This is a genomic window from Pseudarthrobacter sp. AG30, assembly GCF_003116525.1.
Lineage (GTDB): Bacteria > Actinomycetota > Actinomycetes > Actinomycetales > Micrococcaceae > Arthrobacter.
In genome coordinates this window covers 78,636-95,747 of the sequence record NZ_QEHL01000017.1, presented here as the reverse complement: position 1 = coordinate 95,747, position 17,112 = coordinate 78,636, and the positions used below count along the sequence as shown (strand labels likewise).

General features: G+C 67.0%; 12 protein-coding genes and 1 tRNA gene. 12 read left to right on the top strand and 1 reads right to left on the bottom strand.

All coding sequences use genetic code 11. The features are described from left to right. Nucleotides 1-162: 162 nt before the first annotated feature. From DC347_RS14560 to DC347_RS14540, 5 genes are all read left to right on the top strand, one after another. Nucleotides 163-1,065 carry a TatD family hydrolase gene (locus tag DC347_RS14560; protein WP_026264927.1) on the top strand — a complete coding sequence of 301 codons (903 nt, stop codon included), beginning with the start codon at nucleotides 163-165 and terminating at the stop codon, nucleotides 1,063-1,065. 280 nt (nucleotides 1,066-1,345) lie between these two features. Beyond that, nucleotides 1,346-2,512, top strand: a complete 1,167-nt coding sequence (locus DC347_RS14555; RefSeq protein ID WP_109863439.1) for a resuscitation-promoting factor — start codon at nucleotides 1,346-1,348, stop codon at nucleotides 2,510-2,512. A gap of 109 nt (nucleotides 2,513-2,621) precedes the next feature. Then, nucleotides 2,622-3,494, top strand: coding sequence for a 16S rRNA (adenine(1518)-N(6)/adenine(1519)-N(6))-dimethyltransferase RsmA (gene rsmA, locus DC347_RS14550; protein ID WP_018762953.1), 873 nt, complete (start codon nucleotides 2,622-2,624; stop codon nucleotides 3,492-3,494). Then, complete coding sequence (locus DC347_RS14545; RefSeq protein ID WP_109863438.1) at nucleotides 3,491-4,453, top strand: 4-(cytidine 5'-diphospho)-2-C-methyl-D-erythritol kinase; 963 nt, start codon at nucleotides 3,491-3,493, stop codon at nucleotides 4,451-4,453. The genes rsmA and DC347_RS14545 overlap by 4 nt, the downstream gene beginning before the upstream one ends. Nucleotides 4,454-4,488: 35 nt before the next feature. Beyond that, nucleotides 4,489-6,321 (top strand): ABC-F family ATP-binding cassette domain-containing protein, encoded by a 1,833-nt coding sequence (locus DC347_RS14540; RefSeq protein ID WP_109863437.1) that lies wholly within the window; start codon nucleotides 4,489-4,491, stop codon nucleotides 6,319-6,321. A gap of 70 nt (nucleotides 6,322-6,391) precedes the next feature. Here DC347_RS14540 and DC347_RS14535 read toward each other — a convergent pair whose 3' ends face one another. Continuing rightward, complete coding sequence (locus DC347_RS14535; RefSeq protein WP_109863436.1) at nucleotides 6,392-7,018, bottom strand: TetR/AcrR family transcriptional regulator; 627 nt, start codon at nucleotides 7,016-7,018, stop codon at nucleotides 6,392-6,394. Between the two features lie 134 nt (nucleotides 7,019-7,152). Here DC347_RS14535 and DC347_RS14530 point away from each other — a divergent pair. The 7 genes from DC347_RS14530 (at nucleotide 7,153) to DC347_RS22130 (ending at nucleotide 16,879) form a co-directional block, all read left to right on the top strand. Next, nucleotides 7,153-7,224 (top strand) — tRNA-Gln (locus tag DC347_RS14530). Between the two features lie 103 nt (nucleotides 7,225-7,327). Continuing rightward, nucleotides 7,328-8,806: a bifunctional UDP-N-acetylglucosamine diphosphorylase/glucosamine-1-phosphate N-acetyltransferase GlmU gene (gene glmU / locus DC347_RS14525; protein WP_109863435.1), complete on the top strand. Its 1,479-nt coding sequence runs from the start codon at nucleotides 7,328-7,330 to the stop codon at nucleotides 8,804-8,806. 2 nt (nucleotides 8,807-8,808) lie between these two features. After that, nucleotides 8,809-9,789 carry a ribose-phosphate diphosphokinase gene (locus DC347_RS14520; RefSeq protein ID WP_018762958.1) on the top strand — a complete coding sequence of 327 codons (981 nt, stop codon included), beginning with the start codon at nucleotides 8,809-8,811 and terminating at the stop codon, nucleotides 9,787-9,789. A 268-nt stretch (nucleotides 9,790-10,057) separates the two neighbouring features. Continuing rightward, entirely contained in the window at nucleotides 10,058-10,681 is a 624-nt protein-coding gene (locus tag DC347_RS14515; RefSeq protein WP_018762959.1) for a 50S ribosomal protein L25/general stress protein Ctc, read from the top strand. Between the two features lie 103 nt (nucleotides 10,682-10,784). Beyond that, a complete protein-coding gene (gene pth, locus DC347_RS14510; RefSeq protein WP_109863434.1) occupies nucleotides 10,785-11,390 on the top strand; it encodes an aminoacyl-tRNA hydrolase in 606 nt (201 codons plus the stop codon). A gap of 109 nt (nucleotides 11,391-11,499) precedes the next feature. Next, nucleotides 11,500-14,235, top strand: coding sequence for a LuxR family transcriptional regulator (locus DC347_RS14505; RefSeq protein WP_165838045.1), 2,736 nt, complete (start codon nucleotides 11,500-11,502; stop codon nucleotides 14,233-14,235). A 52-nt stretch (nucleotides 14,236-14,287) separates the two neighbouring features. Further along, nucleotides 14,288-16,879 carry a LuxR family transcriptional regulator gene (locus tag DC347_RS22130; protein ID WP_109863432.1) on the top strand — a complete coding sequence of 864 codons (2,592 nt, stop codon included), beginning with the start codon at nucleotides 14,288-14,290 and terminating at the stop codon, nucleotides 16,877-16,879. The last annotated feature ends 233 nt before the right edge of the window (nucleotides 16,880-17,112 follow it).

Genomic DNA, 17,112 nt, shown 5'->3' with positions numbered 1-17,112 from the left:
GGCAACCTTTCAGCCCGGGTTTCACCTGGACGGGACAGCAAGCCTGCCTTCGCCCGTCGGTGGGCGTGCGCGTGTGTTCGTTCCAGACTACTAACACAACTGCCGTGCCTGACAGAGAGTTCCGGCAAATATGCCACCGCTTTCGGCGGATAGGCTGGGTGGATGTGCAATCCGCTGACTCCCGCCGCCTATCGGGCACCTGACACAGGCCCCTTGGACCCGGAAGCTCCGCCCCGCAAGCAGTATCCGCCCGCGCCTGAACCGTTGCCTGTACCCGTGATGGACAACCACACCCACCTGGACTTTCCTGATGGAACGGCGCCGGTGGGAATCAAGGCCGCGCTTGATGCCGCAGCGGCCGTGGGGGTCCAGGGAGCGGTCCAGGTGGGCTGCGACCTGGCGTCGTCGCGGTTCACGGTGGAAGCCGTGGACCAGGACCACCGTCTCCTGGGCGCCGTGGCCCTCCATCCCAACGATGCTCCGCACTATGCCGCCAGGGGCGAACTTGAGGCGGCCCTGGCAGAGATCGAACGCCTCGCGGCGCATCCGCGGATCCGCGCGATCGGCGAGACGGGGCTGGACTTCTACCGCACGGAAGGCGAAGGACTGCGCCACCAGGAGCACTCGTTCCGGCGCCACATCGACATCGCCAAGCGCCTGGACCTCACCCTCCAGATCCACGACCGGGACGCACACGGCGACGTGGTGCGGGTGCTGAGGGAGGAAGGCGCCCCGGGGAGGGTGGTGTTCCACTGCTTCTCCGGCGACGAGGAGCTTGCCAGGACCTGCAACGACCAGGGCTGGTGGATGTCCTTCGCCGGGACCCTGACCTTCAAGAACGCCGCGAATCTTCGGGCCGCGCTCGCCGTCGCCGACCGCCAACTCATCATGGTGGAAACAGATGCGCCGTTCCTGACCCCGCATCCGCACCGGGGGCGGCCAAATGCCAGCTACATGGTCCCGTACACGGTCCGGGCCATGGCAGAATTGACAGGCTCCGACCTCGCCGGGCTGTGCAACACCATCAGTGAAAATACCGTGCGGGCATACGGATCCTGGACCTGAAATCCCACCCCGTCCCGTGATCCTGGGCAATACCTGGTATGCAAAAATGTTGGTCGCTTTATAACGCTACGGTTACAGTGGACAACTATTAGCCGGGGTCGGGGAAGGCCAACGGATAATTTCGCTCCATTCGCAGCCGCTCCGGGCACGTCAGTTCCCGGCCATGCCGCTGCGCGGAGTGTGGCGGTGCATCGATGCCCGGACGGTCTATTTGAGGTTGTTCCGGGCATTCCCTTGCGCGATTCCCCGTGCCCGGATGGACCTAGAGTTACGGGCAATCGTGATCAAGTTCTTCACAACGGACGGCAAGTTCAGCTATATCAAGGTTGGCGCCCAACTTCTGGTGCTCTGCGGCCTCGTCGCGGGCCTCGTGGCTTTCGTGGGCAATAACAAAACAATCACGCTCAACGTGGACGGCAAAGCCTCGTCCGTGCAGTCCTTTGGTGGAACAGTGGCGCAGGTGGTCAAGAGTGCCAACCTGGACCTCAAGCCCGGCGACCGCGTATCGCCGTCCTTGGATTCATCCGTGCAAAACGGCACCGTCATCAACGTCAACCAGGCCAAAGAGGTCAAGGTCAGCCTTGACGGGGCCGAAAAGACCGTCAACACCACCGCCCAGGACGTGGAAGGCCTCGTCAGCGAGCTCGGCGTTGCCAGCGCATCGGCCGTCTCGGCGCCCAAGGATGCCACGCTCGCACTGGCCGGCTCCTACGTCTCCATCTCCACACCCAAGACCGTCAGCATCGTGGCCGATGGCAAGGTGAACACCGCCACCACCACTGCCGCAACCGTAGGCAAGGTCCTTGAGGATTCCGGTGTCACCCTCGGCGCCAGCGACCGCTCCTCCCAGCCGGCCAACGCCAACGTGGTGAACAACATGGTCATCAAGGTCTCCCGGGTGGACACCAGCAAGACTGCCGTTACCAGCGAAGACGTGCCCTTCGACACGGTCACCGCCGAGAGCGCCGACATGCTCAAGGGTGACAAGCAGGTGACCCAGGCCGGGGCGGCCGGAAAGATCGAGCGCACCTTCAAGCTGGTCCTCGTTGACGGCCGGGAAGCGTCGCGCACCCTCGTGTCCGAGAACGTGGCGGTGCAGCCCGTAACCGAAAAGGTCACCGTGGGCACCAAGGCCAAGCCCGCCGTCCAGGCGGCGCCCGCGGCAGCAGCCGCCAACCCCGGGGCAGCGGCGCCGGCCATGATGAACGAAGCCATGTGGGACAAGATCGCCCAGTGTGAATCCAGCGGAAACTGGAGCATCAACAGCGGCAACGGCTACTACGGCGGCCTCCAGTTCGACATCCGCACCTGGATCGGAGCTGGCGGCGGCGCGTACGCCCCGAACGCCAGCCTCGCCACCAAGGCGCAGCAAATCGACATCGCCAACCGCGTCTACGCCCAGCGCGGGCTCTCACCGTGGGGTTGCGGCTGGGCAGCCAGCAGCTGATTCAGCGGACGAACACGACGCCCACAGCGTGGCCGGGCCCGGATATCCGGGCCCGGCCACTGCCGTTAAGCCGACAGGGCGGAGCTGCCGCGCGGGATAGGATACCTAGGTGACTGAACCCATCCCTGCCGTGCCCGCACCGTTGTTCGGTGCCTCCGACATCCGCCGGCTGGCAGAGGAAATCGGGATCAGGCCGACTAAAACCTTGGGCCAGAACTTCGTTATCGACGGCAACACCATCCGGCGGATCGTCTCCGCCGCCGGAGTGGGGCCGGATGAAACCGTCCTCGAGGTAGGCCCGGGCCTCGGCTCCCTGACCTTGGGGCTGCTCGATGCGGCGGCGGCCGTTGTCGCCGTCGAAATCGACCCCGTCCTGGCCGCGAAGCTTCCGGAAACCGTCAAGGCATGGCGCCCTGCCGCCGCCAACGCGTTCCACCTGGTCAACGACGACGCCATGAAAGTCACCGAACTGCCGGTCCAACCCACCGCACTGGTGGCCAACCTGCCCTACAACGTGGCGGTTCCGGTGGTACTGCACCTGCTGCAGCATTTCCCAAGCCTGCGGCACGGGCTGGTGATGGTGCAGGACGAAGTAGCGGACCGGCTGGCCGCGGGCCCGGGGTCCAAGACCTACGGGGTGCCGTCGGTCAAGGCGGCGTGGTACAGCCAGATGCGCAAGGCAGGCGTCATCGGCATGAACGTCTTTTGGCCCGCCCCCAAAATCCACTCCGGCCTGGTGGCCTTCACCCGCCGCGAGCCGCCGGCCACCACTGCCACCCGTGAGCAAGTGTTTGCCGTGGTGGACGCCGCGTTCGCGCAGCGCCGCAAGACGCTGCGGGCAGCCCTCGCCGGCTGGGCAGGCGGAGCGCCGGAAGCGGAGCGCTGCCTCGTGGCTGCCGGCGTGGACCCCACTGCCCGTGGCGAGGTCATCGATATCCAAGCCTTCGCCAGGATCGCCGAAGCCAAGGAATCACGGTTGTGAACGCCCCGGCAGGACGCTTCGCGGCCAGGACGGTCCGGGTCAAAGCACCCGGCAAGGTCAACGTATCCCTGGCGGTGGGCCCGCTCCGCCGGGACGGCTACCACTCCGTTGCCAGCGTCTACCTCGCGGTATCCCTCTACGAGGAAGTTGCCGCCACCAGCACCGCGACGCCGGGAATCACGCTCAGCCTCAGCCCCGAAAGCACCCTGGACCTCGACGCCGTCGACATTCCCCTGGACAGCAACAACCTGGCCTACAAGGCAGCCGCTATCATGGCTGACGTCTCCGAGCACGCCACCGGCGTACACCTGGAAATCACCAAACGCGTCCCGGTCGCCGGCGGCATGGGCGGCGGGTCAGCCGACGCCGCCGCCACGCTCCTGGCCTGCGACGCCCTGTGGAACAGCGGACTCTCCCGCGAAGAATTGGCCCACCTTGCCGCGGAACTGGGCGCGGACGTCCCCTTCTCGCTGCTTGGCGGCACGGCCGTGGGCCTTGGCCTGGGCGACAAACTGTCCCCGGCCCTGGCCAAGGCGCAAACCCACTGGGTGCTGGTGGCGGCAGACTACGGACTGTCCACCCCGGAGGTGTACCGCACCCTGGACAGGCTGCGGGACGCCGAAGGCATCACCGCGGACGAGCCCACCGGCGTCGACCCGCACATTGTGGCGGCCCTGCGCAGCGGCGACGCCGAATCCCTGAGCCGTGTCCTGGTCAACGACCTGCAGCGTGCCGCCATCTCCTTGGCCCCTGCATTGCGCGATACGCTGGGTATCGGCGAATCCCACGGCGCGATCGCTGGGATCGTTTCAGGTTCCGGCCCCACCGTGGCCTTGCTCGCCGACGATCCCGTGGCGGCCGAAGCACTGGCCGAGGACCTGCGGCACCAGGGACTGGCGGCCCTTCACGTGCACGGCCCCGTCCACGGCGCGCGCATCATCTCCGACACACATCTCTAGACCCCTTATATTTCGGCAGCAGAAAGCAGTTCCTTTTGGCACACCTTCTTGGCGGCGAGAACCTCACAGTTTCCTACGCGACCCGCACCGTCCTGGACGGCATCACCCTGGGCCTTGAGGAAGGCGACCGGATCGGCATGGTGGGCCGGAACGGCGACGGCAAGTCCACCCTGATGCGCCTGCTGGCACTGCGTTCCACGCCCGACTCCGGCCGCGTCACCAAGCGCGGCGACGTCAACGTGGGGTACCTGGACCAAAGCGACGTGCTCGACGGCGACCTGACCGTCGGCGCCGCGATCGTGGGCGACCAGGCGGATTACGAATGGGCGCGCAACCCGCAAATCCGCGAGATCATGGGCGGGCTGGTGTCCGACGTCGACTGGCATGCCAACGTGCACGCCCTCTCCGGCGGCCAGAAGCGGCGGGTGGCCCTGGCAAAGCTCCTGATCGAGGACCACGACGTCATCATGCTCGACGAACCCACCAACCACCTCGATGTCGAAGGAGTTGCCTGGCTTGCCCGGCACCTGAAGACCCGCTGGCGGGCCAACCAGGGCGCCTTCCTGGTGGTCACCCACGACCGCTGGTTCCTCGATGAAGTCTGCAACAAGACCTGGGAAGTGCACGACGGCATCGTGGACCCCTTCGAAGGTGGATACGCGGCGTACGTCCTGGCCCGTGCCGAGCGTGACCGGATGGCCTCCGTGGTCGAAGGCAAGCGCCAGCAGCTGGTCAAGAAGGAACTGGCCTGGCTTCGCCGCGGCGCCCCGGCCCGGACCTCGAAACCGAAGTTCCGGATCGAGGCCGCCAACGCCCTGATCGCCGATGTCCCCGAGCCCCGCGACTCCATGGCGTTGAACAAAATGGCCACTGCCCGCCAGGGCAAGGACGTCCTGGACCTGGAAAACATCTCCCTGAACTTCCGCGGCGGCGACGATGGCCGCAAGCTGTTCGACAACATCACCCTGCGCCTGGCCCCGGGAGAGCGGCTGGGGCTGGTGGGTGTCAACGGCGCCGGCAAGACCACCCTGCTGAAGCTGCTCAACGGTGAGATCACGCCCGACGCCGGGAAGCTGAAGCGGGGGAAGACCGTGGTCACCGCGGTTCTCACGCAGGAGGTCAAGGAGCTCGACGACGTCGCGGACTTGCGCGTCATCGAGGTGATCGAGCGGGAAAAGCGTTCCTTCAACGTGGGGGGCAAGGAGTTCACCGCCGGGCAACTGGTGGAGCAGCTCGGGTTCACCAACCAGAAGCAGTGGACCCCGGTCAAGGACCTCTCCGGCGGCGAACGGCGGCGGCTGCAGTTGCTGAGGCTGCTGGTGGGGGAGCCCAACGTCCTGATGCTCGACGAGCCCACAAACGACCTTGATACCGACACCCTCGCCGCCGTGGAGGACGTCCTGGACGGCTGGCCCGGCACGCTGGTGGTGGTGAGCCACGACCGCTACCTGCTCGAGCGCGTTACCGACCACCAGATGGCCCTCCTGGGCGACGGCAAGCTCCGCGGCCTGCCCGGCGGCGTGGACCAGTACCTTGAGCTGCGCGAGGCCGCCCTCGCCGGCTCCACGGTGTCAGGGGGCGGCAACCCCGTCACCAGCGCGGGCCAGGGCCCCGCGGCCCCAGCCACCGGCACAGGCCCCTCCGAGGCGGAGAAGCGGGAGGCCCGCAAGGCCCTCAACCGGATCGAACGGCAAATCAAGAAGCTCGATCAAGAGGAAAAGAAGCTTCACGACCTGATGCTGAAGACCACCGAGGCCGGCGATTTCGACAAGCTCGCGGACCAGAACAAACAGCTCAAGAACCTCACGGACGAAAAGGACGCCCTGGAAATGGAATGGCTGGAGGCGTCGGAGCTCCTGGGGGACTGACAAAGGCGACGCGGGCAAGAGCGAAGGGCCCCTGCGCCGCGTAAGTGACCACGGCGAAGGCGGCCTGGGCTTACGCCTCAGACTGCAGCTCCGGGTCCTTCTTCAGGCCGGTGAGGCCGTTCCAGGCGAGGTTGACCAGGTGCGCAGCGACGGTTTGCTTGTCGGGCTGGCGGCTGTCCTGCCACCACTGGCCGGTCATGGCCACCATGCCAACCAGCATCTGGGCGTACATGGCGCCATCCTCGCCGCTGAAGCCGCGGCGCGAGAATTCGTCGGAGAGGATGTGTTCCACGCGGGCGGTGACCTGGGAGAGCAGGGTGGAGAAGGCGCCCTCGGGCTGGGACGGGGGAGCGTCGCGCATGAGGATCCGGAAGCCCTCGGTGCGCTCCTCGATGTAGGTCAGCAGGGCCAGGGCGGCGCGTTCGACGAGGACCCGGGGTTTGGCTTCCTCGGTGAGGGCGCTATTGATGGCGTCCAGCAGGATGTGGAACTCGCACTCCACCACCTGCGTGTACAACCCTTCCTTGGATCCGAAGTGCTCGTAGATGACCGGCTTGGACACGCCCGCGCTGGCGGCGATCTCCTCAATGGTGGTCCCGTCGAGCCCCCGGACGGCAAAAAGCGCCCGGCCGACGTCGATCAACTGGCTACGCCGCTGCAGGCCGGTCATCCGCATCCGCGGCAGGTTGTTGCTCACAATCCCATCATGCCCCACCGGCCACGGGCCCGATTCCGCCCGGCAGGCAGGGGAGAACCGGCCGGTGTCGCGCGGTGCCCCGAACCCATGGCAAAATAGGGACTTGTGCCCGGGCCTTGAGTCCTCCGGCACGGTCCGCTCTGGTGTAACGGCAGCACCCCGGCCTTTGGAGCCGTGGAGTATAGGTTCGAATCCTATGGGCGGAACTGCTGTGCGAGGAGCGTTCAGTAGGATGGCACCCGGTGCCGGGCGGACATGGCCGCCGGACACCCCAATGCGCCAGCACAACCTAGCAAGGAGAGCCCGTACGTGATCCCCGAGAATGCCGGCCCGGCCGCTGTCATCGTTCTGGCAGCAGGCGCCGGTACCCGGATGAAGTCGCGTACACCCAAGATCCTCCACGAAATCGGCGGCCTCTCCCTGGTGGGCCACGCCCTCCGGGCGGCCCGCAGCATCCACCCGCAGCGGCTCGCCATCGTGGTGCGCCACGAACGTGACCTGGTTGCCGGGCATGTATCGGCACTGGATCCCGACGCCGTCATCGTGGACCAGGACGACGTGCCGGGCACCGGCCGCGCCGTGGAAGCCGCCCTCGAGGCACTCCACGCGGAACAAGGCCTGGCCGGTACCGTTGTGGTCACCTACGGCGATGTTCCGCTGCTCTCCGGGGAACTCCTGGGCGAACTCGTGGCCACCCACGAGCGTGACGGCAACGCGGTCACCGTCCTCACCGCCGTCCTCGACGACGCCACCGGTTACGGCCGCATCCTCCGGGGGGAGGACGGTTCCGTCACGGGCATCCGCGAGCACAAGGATTCATCCGAGGCCGAGCGGCTGATCCGCGAGGTCAACTCCGGTATCTACGCCTTCGACGCAGCCGTGCTCCGGGACGCCCTTGGCAAGGTCACCACCGACAACGCCCAGGGCGAGAAATACCTCACCGACGTCCTGTCCCTGGCGCGTGCCGCCGGCGGCCGGGTTGCCGCCGTCGTCACCGCCGACCGCTGGCAGGTGGAAGGCGCGAACGACCGCGTCCAACTGGCCGCCCTCGGCGCCGAACTGAACCGCCGCACCGTCGAGGGATGGATGCGCGCAGGCGTCACCGTGGTGGACCCGGCCACTACGTGGATCGACGCATCGGTCGCCCTGGACGAGGACGTCCGGCTGCTGCCCAACACCCAGCTGCACGGCGCCACCACCGTGGCCCGGGACGCCGTCGTCGGCCCCGACACCACGCTGACCGACGTCACGGTGGGCGAGGGCGCAACGGTGGTCCGCACCCACGGTTCCGGCTCGGTGATCGGGCCGCGCGCCGCCGTCGGCCCCTTCACCTACCTGCGACCAGGCACCGTGCTTGGTGAAAAGGGCAAGATCGGTGCGTTCTACGAAACCAAGAACGTCACCATCGGCCGCGGCTCCAAGCTGTCCCACCTGGGCTACGCAGGCGACGCCGAAATCGGCGAAGACACCAACATCGGCTGTGGAAACATTACGGCAAACTACGACGGCGAGAAGAAGCACCGCACGGTGATCGGCTCGGGCGTGCGTACCGGCTCCAACACGGTCTTTGTTGCCCCGGTCACCGTGGGGGACGGTGCCTACAGCGGCGCCGGCGCGGTGATCCGCAAGGACGTACCTGCAGGCGCGCTCGCACTAAGCGTCGCTGCCCAGCGCAACGCCGAAGGGTGGGTCCCCGCGAACCGTCCGGGAACCCGCTCCGCCGAACTGGCCCAGGCGGCCACCCAGAACTCCTCCAGTACCCCGGCATCTACAGAAGAGGGCAAGTAAGAATGAGCGAAATTACGGCGCACGGCGAAAAGAAGCTGGTGCTCGCCACCGGGCGGGCCCATCCGGAGCTGGCCCGGGAAATCGCCAAGGAACTCGGCACTGACCTGCTGCCCGTCGATGCCTACGACTTCGCCAACGGCGAGATCTACGTCCGCGCCGGTGAAAGCGTCCGCGGCACCGATGCCTTCGTGATCCAGGCCCACCCGGCACCGCTGAACAACCACCTGATGGAACAGCTGATCATGATCGATTCGCTGAAGCGGGCTTCCGCCAAGCGCATCACCGTGGTTTCCCCGTTCTACCCCTATGCGCGGCAGGACAAGAAGGGCCGCGGCCGCGAGCCCATCTCCGCCCGCCTGGTGGCAGACCTCTACAAGACTGCCGGCGCGGACCGCATCATGAGCGTTGACCTGCACACCTCCCAGATCCAGGGCTTCTTCGACGGTCCGGTGGACCACTTGATGGCCATCCCGCTGCTGGCCGACTACATCCGCACCCGGGTGGACGCCGAAAACATCACCGTTGTCTCCCCGGACACCGGCCGCGTCCGCGTGGCCGAACAGTGGGCCGAACGCCTGGGCGGGGCACCCCTCGCCTTCGTGCACAAGAGCCGGGACCTCACAGTCCCCAACCAGGCTGTCTCCAAGACGGTGGTGGGCCAGATCGAGGGCCGGACCTGCGTGCTGATCGATGACATGATCGACACCGGCGGAACCATCTCCGGAGCCGTGACCGTGCTGAAGAACGCCGGGGCCAAGGACGTCATCATCGCGGCCACGCACGCCGTCTTCTCCGAGCCGGCCGCCCGCCGCCTCTCCGAATCCGGTGCCCGCGAAGTGGTGGTCACCAACACCCTGCCGCTGACCGCCTCGCAGCGGTTCCCGCAGCTGACGGTGCTGTCCATCGCGCCGTTGATCGCCCGTGCCATCCGCGAAGTGTTCGACGACGGTTCGGTCACCAGCCTCTTCGACGGCAAGGCGTAGCGGCTGGTTGCCTGTCGAAACCCGGGATTGCGGTTTCGGCAGGCAACCACCGCCGCCTCACCGTTTTCAATATTCGGCTCCGGCGCTGGTAGGCTTGACCCCGATACCTTGGCGAGGGAGAGCAAAGTCTCCGTTATCGACTGGGTCTGCTTGTCCCTTGATGAGAGGGACTGCCTTCTTGAAGGGCCGCTTACCGGCCGCCCGGCGTTGAAGGTCACACCAGACCTCCGCCCTTGCTGAACACCGTTTCATCTTCAAGGAGATTTCCATGTCTGAGCAGAAGCTCGCAGCAGAACTGCGCACCGAATTCGGCAAGGGCTACGCCCGCCGCGCACGGATGGCCAACCTGATCCCGGCCGTCATCTACGGCCACGGCGCAGAGCCCATCCACGTCACCCTCCCGGCCAAGGCCACCACCCTGGCTGTCCGCACCCCCAACGCCCTGCTGTCCCTGGACATCAACGGCGAAGGCCACCTGGCCCTGGTCAAGGACATCCAGCGTGATCCCGTAAAGCAGATCATCGAGCACATCGACCTCCTGACCGTCCGCAAGGGCGAGAAGGTCACCGTCGACGTTCCCGTGCACGTTGAGGGCGAATCTGCTCCCGGCACCGTCCACAACCTGGAACTGACGGTCGTGTCCCTCGAAGCCGAGGCCACCCACCTGCCCGAGTCCGTCGTCGTGAGCATCGAAGGCCGCGGCGCCGGCGAGCACATCCACGGCTCCGACCTGGTCCTGCCCAAGGGCACCGTCCTGCTGACCGACGCCGAGGCACTGGTCGTCAACATCTCCGAGGCCGTTGAAATCGCCGAGGAAGAGGAAACCGAAGGTGCGTCCGAGGGCGCAGCCGAGGAAGCTTCCGAGGCAGCCGAAGAAGCAGCCGCAGAGTAAGCACTCCGCACTCCCTGACAGTGGCCGGACCCCGCACGGGGCCGGCCACTGTCGTGTCCGCACGGCGCCGTTCCCGCCCCAACCGCCCTCATAGGATTGATCCATGACTGATACCTGGCTGATCGTCGGCCTCGGCAACCCCGGGGCGCAGTACCAAGGCAACAGGCACAACATTGGCCAGATGGTCCTCGATGAACTCGCCTCCCGGTTGGGCGCGGGTTTCAAGGCCCACAAAGCCAGGGCCCAGGTCGTGGAGGGCCGCCTGGGAATCGGGGGCCCGCGGGTAGTCCTGGCCAAACCGATGACGTACATGAACGTCTCCGGCGGGCCCGTGTCTGCCCTCGCCAACTTCTACGGGATCGCCGCCGACCACGTGGTGGCCGTCCACGATGAGATTGACATCCCCTTCAACACGGTGAAACTCAAGCTCGGCGGCGGCGAAGGCGGCCACAACGGCCTGCGCGACATCTCCAAAGCACTCGACACCAAGGACTACCTGCGCGTCCGGGTGGGAGTTGGCCGGCCGCCCGGGCGGATGGATACGGCAGACTACGTCCTGCGCGACTTCGGCACCGCGGAACGGAAGGAACTGCCCTTCCTGCTCGACGACGCAGCGGACGCCGTTGAGTCCTTGCTCCGGGAAGGACTCACTGCCACGCAGCAGAAATTCCACCCCGCCAAGTCCGGATCACGCCAAGCAGAATCGTAAAAGTTCCCTTGTGCCCTGTTTCCTTGTCAGTGGCAAGGGGTACTCTTCTTCCTATGCGGGGGAGCAATGGGGCTACATCCCGCTATTGCAGGATGTAGGGGACAAGTTCATGTCAATCGAGCCACTCAGCTGGGGACGTGGGTCAACACCTCAGGGTGATGGGCTGGCCACGGGATCCTCCGCAGCGCCGGAGGGCCGGCAATGGTCCGTGCCGGCACGAAGTGCCAACCTTGACGCCGTCCGCACAGCGTTGACAAGCGAAAACTCCTTCGGAGCGGTCATCACAGGCGCCCGCGGGGTGGGGAAGTCCTCCCTGGCCAGGGCGGCAGTCGCCGACTTGGGCCCGGACATCTGGTCGCTGCAGCTCCGGAGCGCACCCTCGGGCTCCAATACCCCGTATGGCTGCCTCTCCTTCCTCCTGGCCCGGTTGCCGCAGGCCTACATGGGTTCACCCACTGCCATCCTGCGCGGGATCACCTCCCTGATCCGCAGCGATGCGGCGGGCAGGCCCTGCATCATCACGCTGGACACCTCCGGCACTGTCGACGACATGAGTGCCGGCGTGCTGTTGAACGTGTTGCTGACCGGCACGGCAAGGATCATCGCCGTCGCTCCCAAAGCCAGTGACCTGCCGGCGGATTTCCACTGGCTCCTGACGGACCGCAAGCTCACCGAAGTCAGGCTCAGCAACCTCAACGAATTGCAGACCCGGCAGGTCCTGCTGTCCCTGCTGGGGCACCGCGTCGCATCGTCCCTGGTCACCACCTACCACCAGATGGTGGGCGGCAACCCCCTGCTGCTCAAAGCCCTGGTTACCGAGCAACAGCTTTCCGGGAACCTCGTGCTGTCCGAATCCGTCTGGACGCTCCGGGACAAGGTGGTGCTCGACGGCGCCGCGAGCCTGGATGACATCGTCAGGTCGCGCTGGACAAGGGAAACACCGGAGACCCGCGAAGTCATTGAAATGTTGTCCTGCGCCCGCCGGGTGGAACTGTCCCGGCTGACTGCCATCTATGGCGCCGACGTCGTGGCGGACATGGAGGACGCCGGGCTGCTCGAGATCGACGACTCCGAGTACCGCTGGGTGTCGCTGCGGGAGAAGTACATTGGCGACGTCGTCAGGACCTGGCTGAGCATTTCCCGGCGGCGGGAGCTCCGCTCCGTGCTGCTGGGCGGCGAGGAGCCCGACCCCGCGGCCATGACCGTCGATGAACTGATGTCGTTCGCCGCGTGGACCCATGAATGCGAGGCGGAACTCAGCCCGGCACTGGCGCTTGCGGCCGCCCAGGCCGCCGTCCAGCTCTTCGACCCCCGGTTCGCGTTGACCTATGCGGAGATGATCCAGCGGACGGATGCCGTGTGGGCATCCGCGCAGCGGCAAAAGGCCGCCGCGTACCTGCAGCTGGACATGGCGGTCCAGGCCCTGGCCGCCCTTGAGGACATTACCCAACCTGAACTTGAGGCCCTCGACCTCGAAGAGTACGCCCAGGTGGTGGCCGCCAAGGCGCGGGTCATGCTCTGCCTTCCGGAACGGTCCGGCTCGGTCGGGGAGCTCTTCGCCTCGGCCCGCGAACGCCTGGCCACTGCGGGAGACCACCAGGACTGGCCTGCTCCTGCCGCGGTGGCGGCCAACCGCATTTCGCTAAGCGAATTCGAGTACCAGGCGCACGCGGGAAGGTACGCCGCCATGATTCCCGCCCTTGAGCGGGCCGTTGACCCAGCCGCCAACCCTGACACCGGCTACCGGCTCCAGTGCGCCATCATCCTGATGAGCGCCCTGGCCATGACGGGCCGGGAGATGGATGCCCTGGGCCTCGTGCGCCAGGTCGGTGGCCAACTCAGCGATGCCTCGCACATTGTGGGCCTGCGGGAACGGTACACGCGGGAGGCCTACTTCGTTCTTTTGATGGCCGGCCAGTGGCGGCGCTGCATTGACCTCATGGCCCCGTTCAGCGCCGGCCAGCCCTTCCGGCTTCCTTACCGCAGCGCGGCCACGGAAATCGCTGCCGGAATAGCTTTCGCGTTTTCCGGCCGGGGCGAAGCTGCCCTGGAACCCCTGATTTCTGCCGCAGCGCAGCTGGAGCTGCAACCGGTCCAGGGTGCGCTGCGCACCGCGTACGCGGCCACGGCCCTGGCCTACGCCCAGACCGGAAACGCCGCGCTGTCACGCAAGTACCTGACGAAAGTCCAGCGGATGCCCGGCAGGTCAGGGTTTGCCGTGGAGAGCATCATCGAGTTCTGCACACTCGTGGCCGGACGGTGGCTGGGCGACTCCGACGCCGTCACCAGCCTCAAGCAGGGGGCCCGCGCGAACGCAGAAGCGGGCCGGTATGCCATGGCCGGGATCTACCTGCTGGCGGCAACGGTGAACGGCAGCGATGCCGACTTCCGCTTCCTGGAGGAGATCGCGGGCCACCGGCAAGGCCCGCTGGCCGAAGTATCCCGGCTGATCGCCGTGGGAAGCCGGACAAAGGACGCCAAGGCGCTGCTCGCCGGCGGCGAACTCGCGGCCACCCTGGAACTCGACGCCGTCGAAGCCCGCTGCATGGCACTGGCGGTGGACTTTGCGCGCCAGGACGGGGATGCCCTGTCGGCCCGGACCGCGCAGGCACGGCTGGACATCCTGGCCGCCACGGTAGCCAACCTCCCCATCGTGCCCAGCAGCGGCAGCCCGCTGTTGACCAGCCGTGAGCGGCAGATTGCACGAATGGCCGGCAGGGGTGCCTCAAACCGTGACATCGCCCTGGAAATGGGTGTCTCAGTCCGCACCGTCGAAGGCCACCTGTACCAGGTGTTCACCAAGCTGGGCGTAACTTCAAGGGGTGATCTGACTGGACTCGTCTAATGGCCACAAACCCACATCTGCCCATCGGCTCCTGACCGGACGGCGGGAGCCCGTGGACCGGATCTGCAACCTGGTGCGCAATGGCACCAGCCATGCGGTCTTCGTCATGGCAGGCCCGGGGATTGGAAAATCGGCGGTGACCGACGCCGTCACCGAACGGCTCGCCGGGCACCTGAACGTGGTGCGCATCCATGCCAGTTCCGCGCTCTCCGGGGTGCCCTTCGGGGTCCTGACCCCCTATACCGGGGAACTCACGGCTGAGGAGTCGGTCTCGCCGGTGGCCGTGTTGCGGTCAATGTGGTCCTACTTTGAAAAGCTGAAAGCCGGTAACGGCTCGGCAGTCCTGCTCGCGGTGGACGACGCACATCACCTGGACGAGGCCTCGGCAGGGGTACTGGCTGAGCTGATTTCGGCGGGCTGGGCAACCGTGCTGGCGGCCGCGCGGCCCCGGCCCGGCCTTCCGCAGCCGCTGGAGCAGCTCTGGTACGACGGCCTTGCCGAGCGCGTCGATCTTCGGCCCCTGAACCGCGAGCAGATAGAGGAAGTCCTGGCCCACGTCCTGGACGGGACCGTTCCGGCTGCCACGGTGGATGCCATGTGGAGCGCTTCGAGCGGAAATCCACGGATCCTTGACGCCTTGTTGCATGACTCCGCGGAAGCCGGGGTACTGGCCAAACGCAACGGCATCTGGATCCTGCTCGGGGACCTTCCTGCCGACGGGCCCCGGCTGGCAGCGGTGGTTGCCAAGGACCACCTGCGCCGCGGACCCGAGGAACAGGAAGCCCTGAAGCTTATTGCCCTGGCCGGCCCGGTGGGCCGCAAGGTCATCGAAGACATCAGTGGGGCAGCGGTGGTCCGGTCCCTGCTGGACCAGCAGATGATCGTGGAGACCCCCGGCGTTCCCGCGGAACTTTACCTCTGGAACGCGCTCTTCGCCGGCGCCATCAGGAACACGGTATCGGTCTCCCGGAGCCTCCAGCTCTTGGAGAAGGTCAAGGCACACCAGGACCCCGGATTGCTGCAGGGGGAAGGCCGGCTCCGTTCGGTGGAATGGGCGCTGGAGTGTGGCCTCCGGGTCGGCGACGACGAGTTGCTGGCCGCCGCCAAAGTGGCGTTGCTCGCGTACCGCAACCACAGCGCGCGGTCCATCGCGGCCAAGATCCGCAACCCCGCCTTGATCCCCTTGGCCCAGGCGGTCCAGGCCCGGGCCCTGTATAACGAGGGCTCCTACCAGGAAGCAGCAGCCCTCCTGGACGAGTGCTGGCTCCCGCTGGCCGGGGACCCGCAAGGGCCGGCAGCCCTGGTGCTCCGGGTTTCGGCACACCAGGCCAATGGCCGGCTGCTGGCAGATGTAGCGGAGGACGTGGAGCGGGCCATCGCCCAATTCGGCCAGGATGGCAGCTGGCAGGCGGAGCTTCTGCACGTGCTGCAGCTTGGGGCCGAGGCCAACGTCCAGGCACTTGGCGAGGAAGTCGACAGGATCAGGAAACGCGGCGCAGCGGGCTCCGGGGGAGAGCCGCTGCGTGCCCTGGCTGAGGCGCTCCTGGCCCATGCCCTGGCCGCTGCAGGGCGTCCCGTCCAGGGCTTGGATGCTGCCATGATGGCGGCGTCGGAGCTTCCTCCGCTCGAAGGCAGCCTGTTCTTCTTCCCTGAGTTCGTGCTGGGACGGCTGGTCTCCAACTACCTGGCCATGGGCGAATGGGAATCGGCCGAGCGGGAACTGAACGGCTACGCGGCAGGCCACGGCGCCAGTGCGGCCATTTTCGACGGGAGCCTGAACGTACTCCGCGGCTACTCCCTGCTTCGCCAGGGCCGGATGGAGCGGGCCTACCAGGTCCTGCTGCCCGCCGTGGAAGCCCTGAGGCTCAACGATCCGTTGCAGCTGTACCGGTTCGGTACAGCGCTGGGCTATTACGTGGCGGCCCGTCTCGGGGATGCTGAACAGGCAAGACGGCTGGAACAGGATCACAAGGACGCCTTCGCCGGCGGCCCCGCACATGACCTCCTGGCCGAGGCGTACGTGGCAGCGGGGGCAGAGTACACCGCCCGTGACGGCAAGGGGCTGGCTGCGTTGCAGACGCTCATGACGACGCCGGAGGCAGCCGCAAGGGCCGGCAACCTCCTCGAAGTCCTGGCCATGTGCTGGGACCTCGGGGACCCCTCGGTGATCCCCATGGTCCAGACGGTTGCCCGCGGCGTGGAAGGCCGCTGGGCGGAGGCGCTGCTGACCCTGGCCACGGCGTGGGAAAACGCCGACGGCGACACCCTGATGGCAACGGCTGCCTCGCTGGAGGAAGCAGCCTTTGTCAACCTGGCCCGGGAGGCTTATGCCCGTGCCAGCACGGTGCTGGAACAGGCAGGCGAACGCCGCCGGTCCCGGCAGGCGGTGGCCCAACGGGAAAAGTGCGACCACGAACTCGGCGAGCGCTTCCGCGAGGGACGCTTCATCGCCGCCGCACCCGCGGTCCACCTCACCCGCCGGGAGCAGGACATCGTCGAACTTGCCGTCCAGGGACTGACCGACCGGGAGATCGCCCAGCGCCTGATGGTGTCGGTGCGCACGGTGGAAGGGCACCTGTACCGTACTTACGTCAAGCTTGGCGTCCGCAGCCGCGATGAGCTGGAGACGGCCCTGCCCAAGTAGTCCCGGCCGCCCTTCCCCGGTACCTGCCCGCGACGGCCGCCGTCGGCCGCCCCCTCGCCGTTGGTGCCCTGCGGCGCCGTTCCCACGCGCCGTACGTCACCGTGCCGCGGGTGCCCTGTGACCGCCGTTCCGCTGGCGGCGGAACCACACCCCGGCCGCAGCATGCGCCTGTGCATGGCCACCTGGCCGCGGCCCGGTAGTGCACCCCCGAGGATTCGAGTACACCCTACTCG